The sequence below is a fragment of the Melioribacteraceae bacterium 4301-Me genome, from assembly GCA_041538185.1.
Taxonomy (GTDB): domain Bacteria; phylum Bacteroidota; class Ignavibacteria; order Ignavibacteriales; family Melioribacteraceae; genus Pyranulibacter; species Pyranulibacter aquaticus.
The window spans coordinates 771,635-791,100 of record JBGORM010000001.1 but is presented as its reverse complement, the minus strand read 5'-3'; the positions used below and the strand labels follow the sequence as shown (position 1 = coordinate 791,100).

Annotated in this window: 17 protein-coding genes; 16 read left to right on the top strand and 1 reads right to left on the bottom strand. The window is 31.9% G+C overall.

Going from position 1 to position 19,466, the window contains the following annotated elements; all coding sequences use genetic code 11:
* The first annotated feature begins 82 nt into the window (after positions 1–82).
* The 16 genes from ABRY23_03520 to ABRY23_03445 all read left to right on the top strand — a co-directional run bounded on the left by ABRY23_03520 (position 83) and on the right by ABRY23_03445 (position 18,759).
* Entirely contained in the window at positions 83–829 is a 747-nt protein-coding gene (locus ABRY23_03520) for a hypothetical protein (protein MFA3782112.1), read from the top strand.
* A 270-nt stretch (positions 830–1,099) separates the two neighbouring features.
* The gene (locus ABRY23_03515) at positions 1,100–3,523 is read left to right on the top strand and encodes a TonB-dependent receptor domain-containing protein (protein MFA3782111.1); all 2,424 of its coding nucleotides are present in this window, start codon (positions 1,100–1,102) and stop codon (positions 3,521–3,523) included.
* A 459-nt stretch (positions 3,524–3,982) separates the two neighbouring features.
* Positions 3,983–5,281 carry an asparagine--tRNA ligase gene (gene asnS, locus ABRY23_03510; protein MFA3782110.1) on the top strand — a complete coding sequence of 433 codons (1,299 nt, stop codon included), beginning with the start codon at positions 3,983–3,985 and terminating at the stop codon, positions 5,279–5,281.
* A gap of 2 nt (positions 5,282–5,283) precedes the next feature.
* Complete coding sequence (locus ABRY23_03505) at positions 5,284–5,799, top strand: NADH-quinone oxidoreductase subunit J (GenBank protein ID MFA3782109.1); 516 nt, start codon at positions 5,284–5,286, stop codon at positions 5,797–5,799.
* Positions 5,800–5,838: 39 nt separating this feature from the next.
* Complete coding sequence (nuoK, locus tag ABRY23_03500; GenBank protein ID MFA3782108.1) at positions 5,839–6,147, top strand: NADH-quinone oxidoreductase subunit NuoK; 309 nt, start codon at positions 5,839–5,841, stop codon at positions 6,145–6,147.
* Positions 6,148–6,154: 7 nt separating this feature from the next.
* The gene (gene nuoL, locus ABRY23_03495) at positions 6,155–8,122 is read left to right on the top strand and encodes an NADH-quinone oxidoreductase subunit L (GenBank protein ID MFA3782107.1); all 1,968 of its coding nucleotides are present in this window, start codon (positions 6,155–6,157) and stop codon (positions 8,120–8,122) included.
* 7 nt (positions 8,123–8,129) lie between these two features.
* The gene (locus ABRY23_03490; protein MFA3782106.1) at positions 8,130–9,656 is read left to right on the top strand and encodes an NADH-quinone oxidoreductase subunit M; all 1,527 of its coding nucleotides are present in this window, start codon (positions 8,130–8,132) and stop codon (positions 9,654–9,656) included.
* 3 nt (positions 9,657–9,659) lie between these two features.
* A complete protein-coding gene (locus tag ABRY23_03485) occupies positions 9,660–11,045 on the top strand; it encodes a sodium:proton antiporter (GenBank protein MFA3782105.1) in 1,386 nt (461 codons plus the stop codon).
* 9 nt (positions 11,046–11,054) lie between these two features.
* Positions 11,055–11,420 carry a hypothetical protein gene (locus ABRY23_03480; GenBank protein ID MFA3782104.1) on the top strand — a complete coding sequence of 122 codons (366 nt, stop codon included), beginning with the start codon at positions 11,055–11,057 and terminating at the stop codon, positions 11,418–11,420.
* A gap of 2 nt (positions 11,421–11,422) precedes the next feature.
* Positions 11,423–12,856 carry an NADH-quinone oxidoreductase subunit N gene (locus tag ABRY23_03475; GenBank protein MFA3782103.1) on the top strand — a complete coding sequence of 478 codons (1,434 nt, stop codon included), beginning with the start codon at positions 11,423–11,425 and terminating at the stop codon, positions 12,854–12,856.
* A gap of 67 nt (positions 12,857–12,923) precedes the next feature.
* Complete coding sequence (locus ABRY23_03470) at positions 12,924–14,498, top strand: NAD(P)H-hydrate dehydratase (GenBank protein MFA3782102.1); 1,575 nt, start codon at positions 12,924–12,926, stop codon at positions 14,496–14,498.
* Positions 14,455–14,889: a VanZ family protein gene (locus tag ABRY23_03465; GenBank protein MFA3782101.1), complete on the top strand. Its 435-nt coding sequence runs from the start codon at positions 14,455–14,457 to the stop codon at positions 14,887–14,889. Before ABRY23_03470 ends, ABRY23_03465 begins: the two co-directional genes overlap by 44 nt.
* A gap of 114 nt (positions 14,890–15,003) precedes the next feature.
* The gene (locus ABRY23_03460; protein MFA3782100.1) at positions 15,004–15,657 is read left to right on the top strand and encodes an energy transducer TonB; all 654 of its coding nucleotides are present in this window, start codon (positions 15,004–15,006) and stop codon (positions 15,655–15,657) included.
* A 253-nt stretch (positions 15,658–15,910) separates the two neighbouring features.
* Entirely contained in the window at positions 15,911–16,927 is a 1,017-nt protein-coding gene (locus ABRY23_03455) for a YdcF family protein (protein ID MFA3782099.1), read from the top strand.
* A 58-nt stretch (positions 16,928–16,985) separates the two neighbouring features.
* Complete coding sequence (nusB, locus tag ABRY23_03450; GenBank protein MFA3782098.1) at positions 16,986–17,471, top strand: transcription antitermination factor NusB; 486 nt, start codon at positions 16,986–16,988, stop codon at positions 17,469–17,471.
* On the top strand, positions 17,428–18,759 hold the full coding sequence (locus ABRY23_03445) for an MFS transporter (GenBank protein MFA3782097.1): 1,332 nt from the start codon (positions 17,428–17,430) through the stop codon (positions 18,757–18,759). Before nusB ends, ABRY23_03445 begins: the two co-directional genes overlap by 44 nt.
* Here the strand turns inward: ABRY23_03445 and ABRY23_03440 are convergent.
* Positions 18,751–19,431 carry a M50 family metallopeptidase gene (locus ABRY23_03440; GenBank protein MFA3782096.1) on the bottom strand — a complete coding sequence of 227 codons (681 nt, stop codon included), beginning with the start codon at positions 19,429–19,431 and terminating at the stop codon, positions 18,751–18,753. The genes ABRY23_03445 and ABRY23_03440 overlap by 9 nt on opposite strands.
* Positions 19,432–19,466 lie beyond the last annotated feature (35 nt).

Genomic DNA, 19,466 nt, shown 5'->3' with positions numbered 1-19,466 from the left:
TTTAATTGTTAGAATAAATTTGCCTTCTTTGGTCTAATTGTAATAATTTTTGTAAGTTCTGTTTAACAATAGTTTAAAATCAATGAAAGCTTTGGGACTAAAAATAATTCTTGCTTTACTTTTTTTTCTCTCGCTTACTTCAAACAATTACTCTCAAACTTTTGGCTTCGGTTGCTTAGGTTTAAGTGGAGTTTATGGCGGTATTGCACAATATAATTATAAGGCAGATGGCTTGAACAATTCGTTAAAAATTTTAAATGTGGGTAAAATCTCTTCAGATGAAAATTTAAAATTTGAGCAGGCGACGGGTTATAGAATTGGAGCTAACATATTCCGTGCAAAGTTTACGAGTGTTTTTTTCTCCGCTAAAGGATACTTTCAATTTCTTAAAGAAGAACACAGTTATTCTCAAAGCACAGTTAACGGAATTGAAAAGAATACTTATAGATTATCACTAAATCACTGGGGAATTGGATTAGATATCGGCATACCTATTATAACTATTTTAGATATTAAATTGTTAGAAGGAGGTATCACATTCTTTAATCCAGAATTTGTTAGTGAAACTTCAATTAATGGTAATACAGAATCAAATTATAAAATTAATACCGATAAAACGAAAATTGGTTATTATATAGGAGGTGGCATTATCTTACATTTGGTGCCAGACTATATTAGTGTGGAGGGTACAGCTGCTTATTCTTTCTATCAGATTGATAAGATGGATAATGGAACTTTTGCAATTCCTGTTAGTCAAGTTACAAATAAATTTATTGAACAAGGTGGCTTTTCGGCAGTGGTACAATTAAATATTGGGTTCCCTTTATAATAAATTATCCGTCAACCATAGAAATGTTTTTAAAATCATCAAAAATAACTCATTCATAATAGTATACCATAAAAGTAAAAATTCTTCTTGCAGAAAAAATGCAACAAAACAAAAAATTTATTTTAACCCAAGTCTTTTTTATCTAAATTTGGCGTCAGTATTACCAAATCTATAACTTTTTTTCCATGAAGTTTGTTAGTCTTTAAACTTATTTTAATTCCAAGTTGTCTTAATAATAAATCTATCTTTTAATTTAGTTTAGGTTGGTAGATGAGAAAAATTATTCTGGCTATTATTTTATTGGTATTTTCCTTCAGTGTAAATGCACAGCAAATAAATCAAAAATCAAATAGTGTAATAAAGGGAAGAGTATATGATTTTAAGGCAAAAGTTGCTATACCATATGCAAACATTTTACTGTATTCGGAGACGGATGGTTCTCAGATTAGGGGAACTGCTTCTGATGAAAATGGATACTTTTCAATAGAGAATGTTCCAAATGGTCAATATTACCTTGAAATTAAGTTTATTGGTTATGAGACAAAAAGGATAAATAGTATTTCAATAAAGACTAATGGGACAAAACTTGATTTAGGTGAATTGGCTTTAGTATCAAGCTCAATAAAACTTAACGAGGTAGTGGTTGAAGGTGACAAATCCGCTATTTCGTATCAGATAGATAAGAAAGTAATTGATGTTTCAAAAATGGGGACTTCACTATCAGGCACTGCAGTTGACATACTGGAAAACGTTCCCTCAGTTACCGTTGACATTGACGGCAATGTTAGTCTAAGAGGTAGCACAAATTTTACAGTTTATATTGATGGTCGTCCTTCAGTTCTTGAACCACAGGATGCATTACAGCAAATTGACGCTGGTTCCATTGAAAGTATAGAGATAATTACAAACCCTTCAGCAAAATATGATCCAGAAGGAACAGCTGGTATAATAAATATTATTCTGAAAAAGCAAAAGGATGTAGGTGCTAGTGTTTTATCAAATTTAAATGCTGGGCTAAACGACAAGTTGGGTGGAAATGTATTGTTTGAATATAAAAACTCACTTGCTACCATAGATCTTGGAGCTGATTATAGAAAATTTAATTTTCCAGGTACAAGTTCAGAAGATAATCGTACTACAATTAATGGAACCACCTACTATTTGTTGACCTCTGGGACTTCTACCAGAGGGTTCACTAATTATGGATTTAGAGGGAATATCGATTTTAAAATAAGTAATTACGATGTGCTTAGTTTCAATACTAGATATCACTACAGAGATTTTTTAATGAGTTCAAATGCAAATCACCAGCAGTGGTCAACAGAAAACTTAGGTATGATTTTTAATTTGAACAAGAGTACAACTGGTAGGTCAGGACCTGGACTTGCACTAGGCACTACATTTAATCATAAGTTCAATTCAGAAGGACATGAAATCTCACTTAACCTCTATTATCGCTTTCACAATTCTGATGAATATTCATTGACCGAATTATTTTCAGAAGGGTTAATTAATGATGGTAAACGCACCACAGAAAAAGGACCAAGTAATGATTTAGAAACAAAAATTGATTATACATTGCCTTTGGATAATAACACTAAATTTGAAGCAGGCTATCAGAACGAAATAAATAATTCGAGAGATTATACTGATCTTTTAAATTATAATTTTGATACTGGTCAATATGAATTTCTTAATCAATTCTCTCATATTAATGACTATAAAACAACGCAGCATTCGCTTTATTCTATTTTCTCGAAACAACTAGGAAACTTAGGCTTACAACTTGGCTTTAGAACGGAATATACTTACAGATTAATTAATGTTGACGATAATAATTCTTTTAAAATTGACCGTTGGGATTATTTCCCAGGAATACACATGTCTTTTGACTTCTCAAGTGAACAAAAAATAATGGCAAGTTACACTAAAAGAATAGATAGACCACACGGATGGCATCTTGAACCTTTTGTAACGTGGATAGATGCAAATAATGTTCGACAGGGTAACCCGTCCTTACTGCCGGAATTAATCGATTCTTACGAGTTAAGTTATAAAAATATTTTTGGTGACATTGTTTTTTCAACTGATTTCTACTACAGAATTAATAGAAATAAAATTGATGATATCCGGTCTGCATATTCAGAAAATGTTACTCTTACAACTTTCGATAATGTTGGAACCGATTATTCTTTAGGATCTGAAATAATGATGAATTTGGCTCCTGTAAAATATTGGACCGTTGATTTAATGGGTAATTTTTATGATTACAGAATTAATGGGAATATACTCGGCCAACCTTTTGAAAGGAAAAGTTTTAACTGGAACGCAAGATTAAATAATACACTTAAAATTTTTGATGGGACTAACCTACAATTCAATTTTTCTTATAACAGTCCAACGGTTTTCTCACAAGGTAAAATAGATGGTTATTTCAGAACCGACCTTGCTATTAAGCATGAGTTATTTAACAAATTACTAAGTGTTACATTGCAAGTGAGGGATTTGTTCAAAACAGCGAAATATAAAAATACAACATGGAGCAGCGATTTTTATTTAAATAGACAATACACAAGAGAATCGCCAATGGTAATGCTGAATATTAAACTCAATATTAATAATGTCAATCGCAATCAAGAACAAAATAACAATATGGATATAGAAAATAGTACTGAAAACGAGTCCAACCCTTGAGCGTTTAATTTGGCTTTTTCCATCTCTATGATGCTCTTTATTTAACACCTATTATTTCCATATCTGTCCAATATATTTTTTATTTCGTCCCTAAATGGACTTAATCTATTTCTTTGTTCTTTATCCTAAAAATATTTTGTTCTGAGGGGACAATAAAGCTTAGATTATGCTTAAACCAATGTAATCCCTTTAGGGATTATATAGTTATAGAATAAATAAATATCAAACTGAAGTTAAAAGTCCCGTATGGACGAGATAGGGATTGATTTACAAGACAAGTAGAATAGTCCAAAATCATGAAGTTTTCAAAATTTATTTGGTAATTCATCCCTTCGAAATTTGATTTCAAAATTACTCTGGACAGCAATTTTTTATTTAACACCTGTTATTTCATTTTTTTGCATTATTATGAAAGCCTTGCTTATATTTGAAAGTCATTTTTTTAACTTAATACTGATAATGAAGCCCACAGTCTATATCAAAGATCTAAAAAATTATGTAAGCAAAGAAGTTACACTAAAAGGATGGCTTTACAATAAAAGGTCAAGTGGGAAAATAAAATTTTTAATTTTACGCGACGGTACTGGTTATACTCAATGCGTTGTTTTTAAAGGCAATGTTACTGACGAGGTTTTTGATAACGCCGATAAGATTACACAAGAATCGTCTTTTGAAGTTACGGGAACTGTTAAAGAAGAACCACGGGCAATTGGGGGCTACGAGTTAGACGTCAAAAATTTATCAATAATTTCCATCGCAAAAGAATATCCAATTACTCCAAAAGAACATGGAATTGAATTCCTTATCGACCATAGACATTTGTGGATTAGATCAAAAAGACAAGTCGCTATTCTTAAAATACGGCATAGAATAGTTAAAGCTATTAGAGATTTTTTTGATGAACATGGTTTTGTACTGTTCGACCCGCCAATTATTACTCCAAATGCTTGCGAAGGAACCTCAACTTTATTTGAAATGGAATATTTCGATTTAGGCAAAGCGTATCTTACACAATCTGGACAATTGTACGGTGAATCTGGCGCAATGGCTTTTGGTAAAATTTATACTTTTGGACCAACCTTTAGAGCAGAAAAATCTAAAACACGCCGACATTTAACAGAATTTTGGATGGTAGAACCAGAAATGGCTTTTTATGATTTAGATGATAATATGGACCTCGCAGAAGAGTTCCTTGAATATGTTGTCCAAACAGTGTTGGAAGATAGAAGAGAAGAATTAAAAGAACTTGAAAGAGATACATCAAAATTAGAAAATGTGAAAAGACCATTTCCAAGGATAAGTTATGATGATGCAGTTGAAATATTAAAAAAGAAAGGTATAGATTTTCAGTGGGGTAATGATTTTGGAGGTACTGACGAAACATTAATCTCAGAAGAATTTGATAAACCTGTCATGGTACACAGATACCCAGCAGAAGTCAAAGCTTTTTATATGAAGCGTGACCCTAATAATCCAAAGCTGGCACTTGCTGTTGATGTCTTGGCACCTGAAGGTTATGGTGAGATTATCGGAGGAAGCCAAAGAGAAGATGATTTGGAAACTTTAATCACAAGAATTAAAGAAAATAACCTTCCTCAAGAATATTTTGAATGGTACCTGGATTTAAGGCGTTACGGCTCTGTGCCTCATTCAGGATTTGGGCTTGGATTAGAGAGAACAGTAAGCTGGATTTGCGGTTTAGAACATTTAAGAGAAGCAATTCCTTTTCCAAGAATGATATATAGGAATACACCCTAAATATGAACTTTGAACTAATTTTATTCATTGTTTTTGCTTTAGTAGCTGCACTCTCAGCAGTAATGATGATAACTCGCTCTCACCCTGTAATTAGTGCTGTTTTTTTGATATTAAATTTTTTTGCTTTAGCTGGCTTATACTTGCTTCTTAATGCTCAATTTATTGCAGTAGTGCAGGTAATCGTTTATGCCGGCGCAATAATGGTTCTCTTCCTTTTTGTATTAATGTTGCTAAATACTTCGAGCGAATACAAATTCTTAACTGATAAAAGATTCATAAAATTTTTTGCAATATTAATTACTATCTTTGTGTTTGCTCAAATAGCATATTTAATTTTTCTCGCAAAACCGTCAAATTCTATTCAGAGTAACCCAAATTTGAGTGCACAAATAGGTACAATTCAAAATATTGGAAAAGAATTATATACGAATTATATAATACCTTTTGAAGCAGCTGGCTTTTTACTACTTGCAGCAACTATAGGTGCAATTATTTTGGCAAAAAAGAAATTTAATTAATATAGTGTTTATTCAATTAATCAATAGGGAAAATCTTAAATGGCAACAATACCTATAGAATACTATCTGATACTAAGCGGATTTATGTTTTCAGTGGGAGTTGCTGGAGTGTTAATCAGAAGAAATGCAATTATCGTTTTTATGTGCATCGAACTAATGCTTAATTCTGCAAATCTAACTTTAGTTGCTTTTTCTTCTTATTTGGGAAATGCAATTGGACAGGTTTTCGTTTTTTTTGTTATGACAGTAGCCGCAGCAGAAGCAGCTGTTGGACTGGCAATCATAATTGCAATATTTAGAAATAAATTAACTGTAGATATTGATAAAATAAACATATTTAAATGGTAGTTAAAAGATGATTAATTACATGCCATTAGCTATAATTTTTCCTTTAATAGGTTTTTTAATTAATGGCTTGCTCGGTCCTAAAATTAAAAATGAAAAGATAATTGGAACTATTGGTAGTGCTACTATAGGATTGTCATTTTTAATTTCATTATTTGCTTTTTTTGAGACCTTAAGCTTGCCAATTGAACAAAGGAGTAATACAATCGAATTGTTTAGTTGGCTGAACGCTGGTGGACTTAATATTAAATTTGGCTATTTAGTTGACCAACTTTCACTTGTAATGTCTTTGATTGTTACTGGTGTGGGCTTTTTAATTCATGTCTATTCTATAGGTTACATGCATGGCGATAAAGGCTTTTGGAGATTCTTTGCTTATCTTAATCTGTTCATTTTCGCTATGATGAATTTAGTTCTTGCCGATAATTTTGTTGTATTGTTTTTAGGATGGGAAGGTGTTGGTCTTTGTTCTTATTTATTAATTGGTTTTTGGTATGATAAGAAATTTGAAAAGGGAACAGTAGCCCAAGCGGCTAAGAAAGCTTTTATTGTAAATCGTATTGGAGATTTTGGCTTTTTGTTGGGCATGTTCTTAATCTATTCTACCTTCAGCTCCCTTAATTTTAATGAGGTATTTTCAATTGCACAAAATTCTTCATTCCCATCTTCAATTTTTAATTTAATAGCACTTTTCTTATTCATTGGTGCTACGGGTAAATCAGCCCAAATTCCACTTTATGTTTGGTTACCCGATGCAATGGCAGGTCCTACACCTGTTTCTGCATTAATTCATGCTGCTACGATGGTTACTGCAGGAGTTTATATGGTTGCAAGAACTTCGATTATTTTTGTTTCGGCACCCATAGTTATGACATTAGTAGCAGTCATTGGTTTATTGACCGCTTTATTTGCAGCAACTATAGGATTGGTACAAAATGATATTAAAAAAATTCTTGCATATTCTACAATAAGCCAATTAGGCTACATGTTTCTTGCTGCAGGCGTTGGCGCGTTTTCAGCATCTATATTTCATGTTATGACTCATGCATTTTTTAAAGCATTATTATTTCTTGGAGCTGGTTCTATTATTCATGCTATGCACGAACAACAGGATATTCAATACTATGGTGGACTAAAAAAATATATGCCTATAACATACTTTACTTTCTTAATTGCTGCTTTAGCGATATCAGGCTTCCCAGGTTTTTCAGGCTTTTTTAGTAAAGATGAAATTTTGTGGTATTCTTTTAGCCAAGGCAGCTTTTTCTATTGGATAATAGGGGCAATTACAGCATTACTAACAGCATTTTATATATTCCGTTTATTTTCTTTAACCTTTTTAGGCAAAGAAAGATTTTTAAAGACCTCCTCTCTTGAAGAAAAAGGTGATGATGGGCGGTTACCTCATGAGTCACCTAAAGTAATGACCATACCATTAATAATTCTTGGGATATTATCTGCAATAGGAGGTTACATTGGCATACCATCTGTATTTTCCGGCGAGGGAGGAAATAAATTTGAACTATGGCTTGAACCTGTATTTAAACCTGCTGAAGAAAAACTCTCATTCTACAGTATGCATACTCCCTCTGAAGAAATTCTTTTAATGATTATCTCTATTGCTTTGGCATTAACAGGAATTTATTTTGCCTATTACGTTTACACTAAAAAGCCTGCTATTGCTGAAACAGTTAAAAGAAAATTTAAGAACATTTACAACTTATTGCTCAATAAATATTTTGTTGACGAATTTTATGAAGCAGCAGTAGTCCAGCCAATACAAAAAAGCTCTGAAAAAATACTTTGGAAATTTACTGATGCCTTCTTAATTGATGGGATCGTAAACGGCACAGCTGAATTAGTTGAAAAAACTTCCAAAATAATCAGGAAGATGCAGACCGGAGTTGCCCAGTTTTATGCTGTCGTTATGATGATCGGAATAGCTGCTGTTTTACTGTGGATAATTTTTAGTTTATAAATCACTTATGGAACAAAATCATTTGCTTACATATTTGCTTTTAACTCCTGTTGCAGGGAGTTTAATTGTACTTTTATTAAAAGAAGAAAAACCTAAAGCAATTCGCTGGTTTACCTTTGCAGTCTCGTTATTGACGTTTGTTATCTCACTGGTGATTTATTCTAAATTTGACAAATCGGTTTCAGGTTTCCAGTTTCAAGACAAAATTGTTTGGGTAAAGAGCCTTAATATTAGTTATTTTGTTGGCATTGACGGTGTTTCTTTGTTATTAATTTTGTTAACTACTTTTTTAACTCCTTTAACACTACTCTCAAGCTGGAAAGCTATCGACAGAAAAGTGAAGATGTTCAGTTTCATGATGCTGTTTTTAGAGACGGGCATGGTTGGCGTCTTTATGTCTTTAGATATGTTTTTATTCTATGTTTTTTGGGAAGCAATGCTGATTCCAATGTATTTTATTATTGGAATTTGGGGCGGGGAGCAAAGAATTTATGCCTCGGTAAAGTTTTTTATTTATACCATGTTTGGCAGTTTGCTGATGTTAGTTGCAATTATTTGGCTGGCAGTCTATGCATCAAATTCACTCGGTTCGTTTACAACAAATTTACTTGATTTGTATAAAGTTGGGCCTAATGTTCCGCAGCAAATCCAAAAATGGATGTTCTTCGCGTTCTTGCTAAGTTTTGCAATTAAGGTCCCGATATTTCCACTTCATACGTGGTTGCCTGATGCTCACGTTCAAGCTCCAACAGCAGGCTCTGTAATTTTAGCAGGTGTTCTGCTTAAAATGGGCACTTATGGAATCCTAAGATTTTGTTTGCCCCTCTTTCCTCAGTCTTCCGTTAATTTTGCTCCGTTTATTTCTATATTAGCAGTTGTTGGAATAATTTACGGAGCTTTAGTGGCAATGGTACAGCCTGATATGAAAAAACTTGTGGCTTATTCTTCAGTTTCTCACTTGGGATTCGTAGTGCTTGGTATTTTTGCAATGACTGAAGAAGCTGTCCAAGGCGCTGTAATCCAAATGATAAATCACGGACTATCAACTGGGGCATTGTTCCTTTTAGTCGGAATAATTTATGAAAGAACCCATTCGCGTGAAATTTCTTATTACGGCGGAATTGCTAAAATAATACCAATTTATTCTGCCGTCTTAATGATTGTTTCACTTTCTTCTATTGGATTGCCGGGACTGAATGGCTTTGTAGGTGAATTTCTAATTCTGCTCGGCTCATTTAAATCGACTGTATTAAACAGTTGGTGGTTTACTATATTTGCTACTAGTGGGGTTATTTTTGCAGCTGTCTATTTATTATGGATGTATCAACGAGTTGTATTTGGCGAAGTTAAAAATTCCGAACTGAACAATAAATTATATGATATGACAGCAAGAGAGCTGATTGTATTGATACCGATACTAATTTTTATTGTGTGGATTGGTATTTATCCTAGTACATTTCTTGAAGTAACAAAATTATCTTCTGAGTCAATATTAAAAAGCGTCGGCTCTTTTACTTTTAACTTATTAAAATAATTCATGAGATTATTAAAGAAAGTAAAATATATAGCAATTTTACTGGTGTTGAGTAGTGGACTTACACTTGCCGTAGATAGTTCTGTTTTAGAAAACACTTCTAATTTGCCAGAAGCTTTAATGGTAATTCCTTTTTTTCTTCTGTTATTAATGATTGCTACTGGTCCTTTGTTTTATAGACATTTTTGGGAACATCATTATCCTAAGATTGCAATCCTACTCGGTTCAATTACTGTTATTTATTATTTATTTTTTTTGAAAGATACACATAGCCTTTTACACACTTTAGCTGAATATATTTCTTTTATTGCATTGTTATCCTCTTTATTTGTTGCCTCAGGCGGTATTCTTATAAAAATAGATCGTAAATCAACTCCTTTATTGAATTCAATAATATTGTTCATTGGTGCAATATTAGCAAACATAATTGGTACTACCGGCGCTTCTATGCTGCTAATCCGCCCATTTATAAAAATAAACAAGAACAGGATTAAAGCTTACCATATAATATTTTTTATTTTCATTGTAAGCAACATTGGTGGCGCTTTAACTCCAATTGGTGATCCACCACTTTTTTTGGGCTTTTTGCGTGGAATTGATTTTTTCTGGTTTTCAATTCATATATGGTATATATGGCTGCCTGCTATTCTGCTACTTTTAGCTATTTTCTTTTTTATTGATGCAAAAAATATATTCATTAATAATAAAGAAAGTTACTTCACTGGTAAGTTTGAACTTAAGGGTACAAAAAATCTTTTGTATTTACTAGTTATATTAATTTCAGTATTTATTGATCCAAACATTTTCAGCTGGGTGCCTAACTTATCACCTTTACCGTTTGGAGTAAGAGAGATAATCATGTTCACTGTAGTTTATTTATCTTATAAAAATGCTGATAAAAATATATTAATGGCTAATGAATTCGATTTTGAACCTATTAAAGAGGTGGCTTACTTATTTGCAGGAATTTTTGCTACAATGATACCAGCCCTGCAGTTAATTGCTTACGAAGCAAAAATATTAGGTGATAAATTAAATCCAGGGTCATTTTATTGGGCAACGGGTATTCTTTCTGCTTTATTAGATAATGCACCAACTTATTTAAATTTTCTTAGTGCCGAACTTGGCAAGTACGGACTAAATGTAAATCTGAAAAGCGATGTTCAATTATTTCAGCACCTTTACCCTGTTTATTTGCAATCAATATCAATAGCTGCTGTTTTCTTTGGTGCAATGACTTACATAGGTAATGGGCCGAACTTTATGGTTAAATCGATTTCTGAACGTGCTGGCATTGAAATGCCAAGTTTCTTTGGGTACATGGTTAAGTATTCAATTCCGATTTTATTGCCAGTATTTTTATTAATCTGGTATGTGTTATATGCTTAAGGTAGACTTATGAGGACAATTGATGAGGTATTAGAAAATAAAATAGATGGGCTATACTACGGTAATAGGGTCTTGTTACCTTTTACTGCTGAAATATTAAAGGCAATTATAGAAGATGAAATAATAATGGAGTTTAATACACCCAAAGCTTCTGCTAATTACTCAGTTAAAGAAGATTACACAGAAATTTATTTCCATGCTTACAAGAATCTAAAAGAAGTTGTTACTAAATACGAAGCAATAAAATTAGTGGTGGTGGAAAAGGGGAAAGACTTGTTTAACATAAATAATCACAAAAAATTAGCATTACATTTGAAAGAAAACCATAAATTAACCATAGAAGAAATTGACGACAATATTTTATTCATAGAGTAATTATGTATCAGAATTCAACAGAACTATATCAGTTGCTTCCTTTTTTAATTATAGGAGGCGGAATTTTAATTTCAATTGTTATCGAGATTTCTAGTAAAAAAAGCGAACTGATACTTCCTTGGTTTTCTATAATTTTGTTCGCAGTTACCACTGTTCTTTCTATAATTAACATTAATCAACAAAGTACTTTATTTAATGGAATGTTGAAAGTAGGCGGCAGTGCTTCAATATTTAATTTTATATTTAATATGGCTGCTGCTTTAATAGTGCTGGGTTCGATGAATTACTTGATAAAGTATGGCACTTACTATGGTGAATACTACATCCTTATACAATCTGCAGTCTTAGGCATGATGATGATGGCTGGTGCAAAAGATATTTTAATGATTTTTTTGGGATTAGAACTAATGTCAATTTGTTTTTATGTTTTAGCCGGCATAAACAGAAAAAAAGCTTCGGCTAATGAAGCATCAATGAAGTATTTTCTTTTAGGTGCTTTTGCTACTGGTTTTATTGTTTATGGTATTGCTTTGATTTATGGTACTGCTAGTACAACAAAAATTGATAATATTCTTTCTAGTTTCAGCATATTAATTAACAATCCTTTATTTATTGTTGGCTTTGTTCTGTTTTTGATAGGTTTCAGTTTTAAAATTGCTGCTTTCCCGTTTCACATGTGGGTGCCAGATGTTTATCAGGGTTCGGCTACCACAGTAACTGGAATAATGTCTACAGCAGGAAAGGCCGCAGCTTTTAGTGTTTTGATTATTGTTCTTTCAGCAATTTTTAATGCACAAATTGTTAATAAGTTTAGACCATATTTTGCCGCAATTGCTACTTTTTCAATGTTATATGGAAGCATTGTAGCAATTGCACAAGATAACATTAAGAGAATGTTGGCCTATTCTTCAATTGCTCATGCTGGTTACATGTCTATAGGTTTAGCAGCTGGCAATGTTTCTAGCGAAGCTGGAATAATATTTTATTTAGCAGCTTATACGTTTATGAATGTTGGTGCTTTTGAAGTAGTAGCTATGATAGAAGGAGAAAATGATTCACAATTAGGAATTAAATCATATGCCGGCTTGGGCAATAAAAATCCTGTCTTGGCAGCTTTTATGGCTCTGTTTATGTTTGCTTTAGCTGGTATTCCTCCCTTAGCCGGGTTTTTTGGTAAATATTACGTTTTTATTGGGGCAATCGAGAGTAATTTAACCTGGCTTGCAATAATTGGGGTTATTTCGAGTATAATTAGCGTTTACTTTTACTTAAGAATAGTAGTTTATATGTATTTTCGTGAACCTATAGAAACAATTAAATTTAATTATGATAGCTTTGGTCTAACAACAATTACCATTTGTGGGCTTCTTGTTCTGATTTTTGGTTTATTCCCTGATACGCTGCTTAATTTAATCATTTCGGTAATTACTCTTTAGTTAATTTAAAATAGATATTTTCTTTTATATCTTGCCTTTGTTTTTGTAAATCTCTATGAGGTAAGAAATGATACCATTATACTCAGCACAACAAATTAGAGATGCTGATAATTTTGCCATTAATTCTTTAGGAATGCCTAGTATAATTTTAATGGAGAATGCTGCGCGGAGTATTTATGAAAATGTGATTTTAAATTTATCAGAAAAAATTGAGTTTAAGAATGTGGGTATTCTTTGTGGCAAAGGAAATAATGGTGGTGATGGTTTTGCCACTGCACGGCATTTCTTAAATAATGGGTATAGAGTAATTATTGTCTCTTTGGGCACCGAAGAAGAATTAAAGGGAGATGCATTAGTTAATTTTAGAATACTATCTAACATAATTTCGTTCTATCCTGAATCGAAAATTATTTTTTATGAAAGCGTTAAAGACCTTTCAGATTTATATACTTGTGATTTAATTATAGATGCAATGTTAGGTACTGGCTCAAGAGGTGAATTATCTGAACCATACAAATCTATTGTTGATAAGGTTAATGAGATTGATTGTTATAAGATTGCAGTAGATTTACCCACAGGATTAGATTTAGAATATGCTTGGGGAGAAACAATTTTTAACGCTGATTTAACCATAACCTTAGCTGAGCTAAAAAATGGTTTATTTTACTCTAAAGGATATAAACATTCCGGCGAGATTGTAAAAGGTAGTATCGGTATTGGTAAGAAATATTTTGAACAATTGTCTGTTTCGGAATATTTAATAGAACCTGAGGATGCATATTTTGGAATACCTCAACGTGAATTAGATGATTACAAATACTCTGCGGGCAAAGTCTTTGTAATTGCAGGCTCTGCAAATTTGCCTGGGGCTTCTTTTTTTACTGCTAATTCAGCGTTAAAAGCTGGTGCCGGTGCTTGTTTTTTAGCATTCCCTAATTCTATTAAAGTACTTGCCCAAGAAAAATTGGAAGGTGCAATTGTATTGCCTTACAACGATAACTCTAAAGGTTATTTGTCAATTGACAATTGTGATGAAATTAGAGAAAAAATAATTTGGTCTGATGTTACTGCAATTGGTCCCGGTCTTGGCAGAGAAAAAGAAACGCAGGAGGCGGTGCTAAAAATATTATCGGAAAACAAAAACACAACTTTTATAATTGACGCAGATGCTATCTATGCTCTTGGTAATAACAATTTTAAGGAAATATCCTTAAAAGGAAAAGTGTTAACTCCTCATCATAAAGAGTTCGCAAGTATGTTAGGAGTTGATTTAACTAAACTGAACAAAGAACAGATGTCAATTGGTAAAAATTTTGCAATTGAGACAGGTTGCTATTTAGTACTAAAAGGAGCCCCAACTATAATATTTACTCCAGAAGGCGATGCTTTGATAAATACTACAGGTAATCCTGGCATGGCAAAATTTGGTAGTGGCGATGTATTAGTAGGCATAATTGCAGGCTTTCTTGCTCAGGCAAATAATCTTGAGGATGCCTTGATTTCTGCTGTTTACTTGCATAGTCTATCAGCAGATATATTATTGGAAGAAAAAACTGAACTTGGTATTACTCCAAATGATATTATGGAAAATTTCCCCAATGCGATTAAATTTATTAGGAACTCATTTATACAATCATATTAAAGAAAAAAAGTTTCTCTTAATATATTTTCCTTTAACCCTTTACTGGATTGTTCTTTTTATTGCTACTAGTTTACCTGGAGAGTATTTACCTTTTTTAGTATTAAAACTGAGTGATAAAATTGAACATTTAGTTGCTTATTTTATCTTAGCAATATTATTTAATTTAATGTTACACTTTCAGACCAAAGTAGAAAAGCTGTCAAAAAATTCCTCATTAAGTACGATTTTCATTTTGTTATTTTATGCTGTTATTGATGAGCTTCATCAAATTTTTATACCAAATAGATATTATGACATATTAGATTTATTAGCTGATTTTATAGGAATAATATTAGGCGTAACAGTTGTTTTTTTATTTATAAAAAATTATGAATTAAATAAAAATGAATGAAAAAATATATGGAACCATTAGGCTCAACATTTGTAAAAAAGATAAAATTCATTGACAAAGCAAAAATCATTTTTTAAGTTAACACCGCAAGAAAGTGATTTTAGGAGGAAAAAAGTGGCTTTATCTAAAAATCCAAAATATGATTTAAAGCTGAAGTACAGAAAGGTATTTGAGATAAGTTTAATTATTGCTTTGGCCTTTCTAATTGTAGCGTTTAAGTATTTCCCAAAGTTTAAAAAAACAGAAGCAAAAATTGTAGCTCCACAAGAATTAGTTAATGTGGAGGATATTGTACATACTAAACAAGAAAGTGCACCACCTCCACCACCAAAACCACCAATCCCAATTGAAGCTCCATCTGATAATGTTCTTGAAGATATAGAAATTGGTACTACAGAGCTTGATGTTAATCAACAAGTTTCAGCTCCACCTCCACCACCAAAAGAAGAGAAGACTGAAGAAGAGCCCGTATTCTTTGTTGCTGTTGAAGAGCAACCTGAACCAATTGGTGGTATTGAAGCTATTCAACAAAAAATTGTTTATCCAGAAATTGCTAAAAGGGCAGGCGTTCAGGGCAGAGTCTTTGTTAAAGCTTACGTTGATGAAAATGGCAACGTGGTAAAAGCTGAAGTAATAAAAGGAATTGGCGCTGGCTGCGATGAAGCTGCTGTTGATGCTGTCTTGAAAACTAAATTTAAACCAGGTAAACAAAGAGGGAAACCAGTAAAAGTACAAGTTTCTATACCAATCGTATTTAAACTTCAATGATGTGGGGCTGACTAAAAAGTAATTTTTCAATTATTAAGTCTGTGAAAATCCGTTAGAATCTGTGTTGTCCGTGTTCTATTTTCTAAAAAAATCTTACTTTTTAGTCGGCCCCTCATTTTTTGTTTATCCAATTGCAAAAACAAAGTTTTCATCGGTTATTAATTATTTTATAAAAAATTTCTACATTTACTTAGTAATTTCAAAAAAAATATATTCTCTGTTATTAGGTCATTCCTTATTAGAAAGCAATTTTTTGAAAAAATCTAAAATAAATATTAAGAGGCTTAGTTATATCTTCTTATCAGGGATAATAAACTTTACTGCACTTATTTTTACAAAGTACTTCATTAATAACTTAACATTCAAAGAGATTAGAATAAACTACATAGGAAATATTTTTAATTTAATTATAGTGTTGTTAATTATTATAGGCAGTATTGTCTATCTTTTAAGATACAAGGTAATAGAAAATAAGTTTTTTAGAAGCACAATATTGCTTAATGCATTAGCTTTAGTTCCGCTTATTTTTATATTAATGATTACGGAAAATTTTTTTACCTTCAAAAATACCTTTATTATCAATTTTCCGTTAAAAAAGGCATTAATTGGTATATTGTTCGCTTTACATGAAACTTTTCTTTTGCTTTTAGTCTTTTTAATCTGGATTGCATTTTTAGAAGAAGGACAAATTTATTTTTTAAGGTCGTTGGCTGGGCTGCCAGTAGCAGTTAGTCTTATGTTGATTTTTGCCTATGGCTATACATTGCTTGATAAAAGAGAAAATATTAAGGAGAAAAATTATGATCTTGGTGTTGTATTTGGAGCAGCTGTCTGGAATAAGGATAAACCAAGTCCCATCTTTGAAGGTAGAATCTTAAAAGCAAAGGAACTTTTAGAGTCTGGTAGAATTAATAAAATATTACTTACTGGCGGAAGTGCTCCGGGTGAGTTAAGTGAATCCGAAACAGCACTGTTGTTTCTTAAAAAAAGAGGCATTGATACAACCAAAATCTTGCTGGAGAACAAAACTAAAACTACGATTGAACAAGTTAAATATTTGAAAAGTGAGGTTATTCCTGAACTTAAAATTAAATCGTTGTTGTTGATTTCTGATAAATTTCATTTAAGCAGAGTTATGGATATTTGTAGTTTTTTTAATGTACAAGCAGATGCGGTTTACTCGGGACATATTTTAACTGAAAAGAATTCGTTCAACTACAGGCTAAAGGAGAGTGTAGCACTATTATTTTTTTGGTTCTTTGCAATTTAATTTTTGAAATGGATATTTTACATTAACAACTCTAATTTTTTTAAGAATATAGTAAGAAGTGAAAAAATTTTATCGAAGGATATTAAGAGAAAAAGCGCTCCAAATACTTTACGCATACGAATTAAATGGAGAAGGCTTAACTGATTTAGTAGAAGGGTTAACTTCAGATGTTAAATCAAAAGCTGATAGAGAGTTTACAGCGAAGTTGGTAAATAATGTAATAGCAAATAGAGAATTGTTAGACAATAAAATAAAAGAAAGAGTAAATAACTGGGAGATGGAGCGAATCGCATTAATTGATAGAATTTTGTTAAGAATAGGCATTAGTGAATTGCTTTTTGCACCTGATATTCCACCTAAAGTTTCTATCAATGAAGTGATAGAGATAGCAAAAGATTATTCTACATCTAACAGCAGTAAATTTATTAACGGTATTTTAGATGCTATCCTTTCTGAGCTTAAAAATAGCGGCAAATTAAATAAAACTGGCAGAGGACTTATTGAAGAATCCCTTCCAACTAAATCGAAAAGAGAAGCTAAATAACAAATTTATAGTTTTTATCTGGTCCTTGTTCGATTTTGCCAATACCTCTTATTCGATTGTTGTAGTTACTTTTTTATATGCAGTTTATTTTAAACAAGTTGTTAATTCAAACAAACCTATAGGAGATTTTTACTGGAGTATTGGTACAAGTGTATCTATGGTCATTACTGCTTTAATTTCTCCAGTATTAGGTGCGATTGCAGATTACTCTGCAGGCAAAAAAAGATTCCTCCTTTTTTTTACTTTGCTCTGCATAACGTCTACATCTTTGTTGTATTTTGTTGGCTCTGGTGATGTTCTCTCAGGTTTATTTCTTTTTATTGTTGCTAATATAGGTTTTGAAGCTGGATTAGTTTTTTATGATGCATTTCTACCTGAAATTGCTCAATCTAAAAATTATGGTAGGGTTAGTGGTTATGGATTTGCTATGGGTTATTTTGGTTCATTAGCTACATTAGCCATTTTGTATCCTTTTATACAGCATAAATTAATTCGAGAAACATTTCCAGTCTCTGCTCTTTTTTTCTTAATATTTGCATTACCTATTTTTATTTTCATTAAGGATAATAGAAAGAAAAAACAAGCAAATTATTCATACATAAAAATTGGCTTTGAAAGAGTTTTATCTACGATAAAACATCTTAAGTATTATAAAAACTTAGCAATTTTTTTGCTGTCTTTTTTCTTTTACATAGAAGGGGTTAATACTGTAATATTTTTTTCCGGCAATTACGCCAGCACAACATTAAATTTTTCTATCGAACAGTTAATATTATTCTTTCTTATTGTGCAAACAACAGCAATATTAGGTTCTACTATTTTTGGCATTTTATCTGATTCAATTGGACAAAAAAGATCCCTTGTGTTTTCAATTCTAATTTGGATATTTACCATTATACTGGCTTTTCTTACAAGTGATTATAATTTTCCTTGGATGAAGTACTTATCAAATATCTTAAATGTTAACGGAGAATTAATTGGCAAATATGCCTTTTATATTGTGGGTTTATTAGCAGGAAGTGTAATGGGTGCTACACAAGCTACAAGCAGAAGTTTAATGTCTAAACTTACACCGGAGGATAAGAAAACAGAGTTTTTCGGTTTTTACTCTTTCTTTGGTAAAAGTTCTGCGGTGGTGGGTCCTTTGTTTTTTGGTTATGTAAGCTATATAACAGGCAGCCAAAAAGCAGCAATTCTAACAATTTGTTTGTTTTTTATTGCTGGCCTCTTTGTGCTTTCTTTTGTGAAAGATACTGATAAGTACAGCAGAACATATTTTTCATCTTAAACTTTTGTACCCCTTTTTATAGCTATATCTAAATAGTAAGTAAATCCCAATTAGAGAAAATATGAACCAAAGCGAAGCCCAGACAGTAGAGGAAATATTTGTAAGGTTGGATAAAGCTTGTGCATCATTTTCAAAATTACCTGAAGAAAAAAGGTCTTCTCGTATATCAAATAATACATAAATACAACTTAGCAAACCAATAATTTTGAGCATGTAAAAGTAAAGATTTTTAAATGGTAGCATGGGAAGAAAAATTAAGGCTGAGGCATACATAAAAGCAGTAGCAACACCTAAGGCACCTTCAATTAAATTTACTGCGAACAATATCAGTATTATTGCAATTAGAATATTAAGCCAATAACCGACTTTAATTTCATAGCCTGAATAAAAAATTAATGCGCCAAAAATAAAACTACCTAAATAACCAGAAGAAGCAATAACAAAATCGATACCACCACTTGTGCTGCAAATTCCTCCAAGTTCTTTGTTTATTTTTAGTAAAGTAACAGTGCCTCCAGTTAAAATGGCCGCGAGTCCATGGCTAATTTCATGTAAAAGCACGACAAACAATTTGATTGGGAAAAGAATAAATGTATCCCAAAGAATTAATGAAATTAAAGCTGAACTAGTCAAAATAACTAGTTCGAGATATTTTTTTTGTTTTGTATTCAATACGAATTTTCAAAAAATGATTTGAAAAGATAGAC

Coding starts and splice junctions, on each gene's coding strand:
- ABRY23_03520 (MFA3782112.1), top strand. CDS start 83: ATGAAAGCTTTGGGACTAAAAATAATTCTTGCTTTACTTTTTTTTCTC.
- ABRY23_03515 (MFA3782111.1), top strand. CDS start 1,100: ATGAGAAAAATTATTCTGGCTATTATTTTATTGGTATTTTCCTTCAGT.
- asnS (MFA3782110.1), top strand. CDS start 3,983: ATGAAGCCCACAGTCTATATCAAAGATCTAAAAAATTATGTAAGCAAA.
- ABRY23_03505 (MFA3782109.1), top strand. CDS start 5,284: ATGAACTTTGAACTAATTTTATTCATTGTTTTTGCTTTAGTAGCTGCA.
- nuoK (MFA3782108.1), top strand. CDS start 5,839: ATGGCAACAATACCTATAGAATACTATCTGATACTAAGCGGATTTATG.
- nuoL (MFA3782107.1), top strand. CDS start 6,155: ATGATTAATTACATGCCATTAGCTATAATTTTTCCTTTAATAGGTTTT.
- ABRY23_03490 (MFA3782106.1), top strand. CDS start 8,130: ATGGAACAAAATCATTTGCTTACATATTTGCTTTTAACTCCTGTTGCA.
- ABRY23_03485 (MFA3782105.1), top strand. CDS start 9,660: ATGAGATTATTAAAGAAAGTAAAATATATAGCAATTTTACTGGTGTTG.
- ABRY23_03480 (MFA3782104.1), top strand. CDS start 11,055: ATGAGGACAATTGATGAGGTATTAGAAAATAAAATAGATGGGCTATAC.
- ABRY23_03475 (MFA3782103.1), top strand. CDS start 11,423: ATGTATCAGAATTCAACAGAACTATATCAGTTGCTTCCTTTTTTAATT.
- ABRY23_03470 (MFA3782102.1), top strand. CDS start 12,924: ATGATACCATTATACTCAGCACAACAAATTAGAGATGCTGATAATTTT.
- ABRY23_03465 (MFA3782101.1), top strand. CDS start 14,455: ATGCGATTAAATTTATTAGGAACTCATTTATACAATCATATTAAAGAA.